Below are 4083 nucleotides of genomic sequence, written 5' to 3' on the forward strand. Positions count from 1 at the left end.
CCTTGGCGAATCTTCAGCGATAGATTTTTCACCCCGCCTCTATCAGAGGAGTAGCTAAAGCTGACATTATCAAAGTAAATATCACTCTGAAAATGTGGCAAATCAATCGCATCCACTGCCTCATGAACTTGAGGAATTTCCGCCAAAATATCGCCGATACGTTGCAGTCCTGTCACTCCATCGATTAAATAAGGCAGTCCCCAAGTAAAGTTGAGGATAGTGGAATGCAAACCCAGCAGTAGAACCTGATACGAGACGAGTGTCCCGACTGAAATCCAATTCCAGTAGGTCATCACGGCGCTAAGACTCAAAATAACCAACTGCACTAAGACAAAAGCTAGACTGGGAATTCGTTGCACTAAGCTAGATAGAAATTTCGCCCGGATGTAAACCCGCTTCAAGTCATTCAACTGGGCAGAAAAATCTTTTGACACTCGTTTTTCTAGACCGAATATCTTGACAACGGATTGGGAGAGCAGATTCTCTTCGATTACGCTGGCAATGTGCCCTTCCTTTTGCCGCAGATGATAGCCTTCTTTGGTGGCGCGACGCGCAATATTTACTGGTGCAATTGCACAGACAGTCAAACCGATGCAACTTAGAACAGCCAACTGCCAGTTAAGGGAAAACAGGAAAATTCCCGAAAAAAGGATGTTACTCAGGCAAAAAATAACAACTGGCAGACCAAGGATAAGACTATTTTCTACCTTCTCTGCATCCGCCTGGAAACAGTTAATTATATCTCCGGCTGAACGTCGCCCAAAAAACTCCATTGAAAGGCTTTGGATGCGTTCAAATAGAGAACAGCGGATGTTGTTGAGTAACAGAATGCCCAATTTAGCTGATAAAAAGTCGCCAAGCAAGCCAACAACGATAAATACAATCGCTCCGCCTCCTAGGAGCAAGAGAATCAAAACCAGAAGACTATAATTTTGGGGAACAATGGCTGCATCGATAATAAACTTGAAGCTTATCCTCATTGCTGATTCAAATAAAGCCTCAAAAATCTGACTGCTACAAAGGAAAATAACTAGCCATCTATAAGCAGCGATATATTTATTAATTTGTTTGAGAAACCCAAAACTATTCATCTAGATTATCGAGAAAATGGAAATTACTATGAGAATTACCTGATTAAGAAGAATTAGCTAGGTAACTCAAACAGCTTCACCAGGCTCTAAATCAAAAGAGATTTGAGAGGATTAAGTAGCGCATCACATGAAGTATTTACTCATGCCTCCCTGAAAAATTATGCATTACTTGTGCAAACGGAATGCCAACAAGGTGCAAGATAGTGCCAACAGAGATAGCGTTCGGAAAAGTTGTCATAGGTGTGTATCCTGATATCAAGGAATCATGTCAACTAAGTCTCCAGTTATTTCCTAGAATTGCTATAATCAAGCTTTTCAGCCAATCTAACCTAGGCTTACTAGCTATGGCTTCAGTAAATTTCCTGATCTGACACTGATGTACGCGCCCCATCTGCAAATCACGAGCGAAAAAATATCCGTACTCTCACTCAGATGTACAGTCGCGCACCCTCTGGACAATGTGGTAGTAACTCGGTAGAAGTCCCTTATGTAGCGTTAAACCCTGATTACAACGGTGTCATTGAGAAGCTATGTGACTCTGTTAATTGCTTCAAAATGTTTTGAAATTGCATCTTATCTCTATGATGCTTCATCTCCCCCGCCCCTGTCAGTCGGAAAAGTCGGATGTTGCATAAACTATCGAACTCAGGTTACACGAATACGGCAAAAAATAGTTGGCACGGCGAAATCAAAACTTCTGTTCCAGTAGCCTGATATCTCTAAATTACCAACTTTTCCTTCTGCTAATCGTTGCTCAATAAACGTGAAGACAATCAACTTCATATCAATTGGGATCAACATTTAATTTGCTCTTAAATTAAAGAGCATTTTTTTAAAAGTCGAATCATGAGTTGGTTATCTACGCTACGAATCTAACATCCACCTTATGGGGGTGTCAATAAAAATACACCTGTAATACGTGTTTTTTTTCGCAACTTATAGTTTTGATCAGAGCATAAATTGAACCGGATGGAAGTGACCATGCGTAAATTTTGCATTCAAAAAAGGTTAGTATCGCTGTCTTGGCTGAGGAGTCTGAGTACTCAGTCAATAACCTTCAAAACGCTCAAAAACCAAAAACTTGAATGGCAAGAGGGGCTAGCGCCTATTGCTGACCCGACATAACAACTGAATTTATTCCCATCTTAGAGGTGAACCTATGCCAATTCGGGAAATTGATGGTCAGGGCGATCACATTGGCTGATTTCCCCTTGGCTAAAAAGAAGACTTCGTTGGTGGCTTAATCCAAATAGCACAACGCCCCTTAAGTTCCTTCGAGTTAGCCTTACACACCGCGATCGCTCCCCGATTCCACTCCCATAATTTCTTGGCTTCCCTCCCCTCAGAGGAAAGCGCCCAGTCCAATGCCTTGGCTTCTTCCAAAGATAACTGCCTTGGACCGGTTGGATCTAATTCTGGTGGCGAAGCCAATTGGAAACCACCCCATCCCCCCACTAGCAAACAACCCAGCACCGCCGCCCCACCAACCACCACAAAGAGCCAATTATCCGACAATGTTGCCCAAAATTGGCGGGATTTCTGCTTTTCGATTTGCTTGAGCGCATCTTCTACCGATTTCACAAACGCCCGCCGCTGCACTGCCATCATCGACTCTTCATAATTCTTCAGCGCTTCAGCTACTGCCAAAAACTCTTCGTGCAACGCCTGGAGTTTGGTCTCGAACAATTCCTTAATCGCTTTGGGAGACTCATCCAATAGTACCTCTAGAGAACCCGTTGCCGCCAACAGCACAAACAGCGGGTCTTCTGGCTCAATGCCCGATTGATAGGCAATTTCCAACACTCGCGCCTTGACTGACTCTGGCTTGCCCTCAAAGATAATATCTGGAACTGTTGCACCTTTATGGATTCCCCCGGCTTGTGAGATATCTGGCTGACCCACCATAATTCAAAATTCTTAGATTCAAACTACTCTTCGAGAAGGGCTTGCCCTAGCTGCTAAAATTCGGAAATCGCGGGGTTATTGAGCAACCCCAACTGCGACAGGGTGCTTTTGGCTTGTTTGAAGTAGGTGGCAACTCGCTGTCGGGAGAGAATTCGCCATTCTTTTTGCCATTTTTTGCCCGCAATGGCATCGGAGAAGCTCATTTTATGGGTAGAAAAGAATTGACGCTCTTTTTCAGAGAGAATCATTTTGGGTAAGGTAATTTCCTCAACCTCGTACTCTTCAATTAATTCTTTGATACTGGGAGTTTCGAGAACGGAGAAGTCTTTTGTCCAATACTCGTTTTTGACTAAGATATGGGGAATCTTATCTCCCCGATCGGCTAAAGACTGAACGAATAAATCCACCGAATCCGGCTGTCCCGTACAGACAAACCACTTGTAAAACTCAACCTTGCCATCAAATTGGATTGGGTTCACCTCTCCCTGATCCGCCTGATGAGAATCATCCTCGATATCCGACTTTCCTGGTGATTGTTCGACCTCTCCCAAAACCTCCATTTCTGATTGCGCTGGTGACTCGGATTCTTCCGCCGATGTTTCACAGGCGGCGGCTTCTGAGGTCAATTCAGATTCAACTTCGGTACTGGCTAACAAGGCGCTGGCAAATTCTTCGGAGAGAATTCCCGTCCGCTCAAACCATTCACTGACAAAGGTATAGATTTGAGACGGGAGATTGACAATGACATGATTTCCTTCCATCGCCCGGTATAAAATGGGGTCGGCGGAGTCTACATTCTCCTCATTCTCGGAAAAGAAGCATTTATAAGCTGGGCATTTGTCTGCATAAACCTCTAAGACATCGGGATTAGTTCGGTCGGTGTCAATGAGAACAAAGGGGAGTTTCTGCCCTAAACAATATTCCACCATGGTTTTGCACAAGAAGGACTTGCCTGTCCCTCCTTTCTCTCCATCGACTAGATGTACTCGCATCGGTTTTCTCCTGGTTAGTTGTTAATGATTGGGGGCTGATAAAAAGGGAGGCTCTAATTGAATGGGTCGTGCCATTTCCCTTTTCCTAAAAAAGC

3 protein-coding genes are annotated in these 4083 nt (G+C 43.9%); all 3 read right to left on the reverse strand.

The genetic code is table 11. The annotated features are described in order from the left end of the window. Positions 1–1091, reverse strand: a 1091-nt coding sequence (locus ACLGGO_RS35115) for an ABC transporter transmembrane domain-containing protein (protein ID WP_446422788.1), incomplete at its 3' end; no start/stop codon positions are given. Between the two features lie 1215 nt (positions 1092–2306). Next, the gene (locus ACLGGO_RS35120; protein ID WP_446394623.1) at positions 2307–2996 is read right to left on the reverse strand and encodes a DUF6753 family protein; all 690 of its coding nucleotides are present in this window, start codon (positions 2994–2996) and stop codon (positions 2307–2309) included. Between the two features lie 53 nt (positions 2997–3049). After that, positions 3050–3988 carry a hypothetical protein gene (locus ACLGGO_RS35125; protein ID WP_446422789.1) on the reverse strand — a complete coding sequence of 313 codons (939 nt, stop codon included), beginning with the start codon at positions 3986–3988 and terminating at the stop codon, positions 3050–3052. Positions 3989–4083 lie beyond the last annotated feature (95 nt).

This window comes from Coleofasciculus sp. (assembly GCF_046565525.1).
Lineage (GTDB): Bacteria > Cyanobacteriota > Cyanobacteriia > Cyanobacteriales > Coleofasciculaceae > Coleofasciculus.

What these genes read in the sequence shown, in the direction of transcription:
- ACLGGO_RS35125 (WP_446422789.1), bottom strand. Translation starts at nt 3,988, where the DNA reads ATGCGAGTACATCTAGTCGATGGAGAGAAAGGAGGGACAGGCAAGTCC.
- ACLGGO_RS35120 (WP_446394623.1), bottom strand. Translation starts at nt 2,996, where the DNA reads ATGGTGGGTCAGCCAGATATCTCACAAGCCGGGGGAATCCATAAAGGT.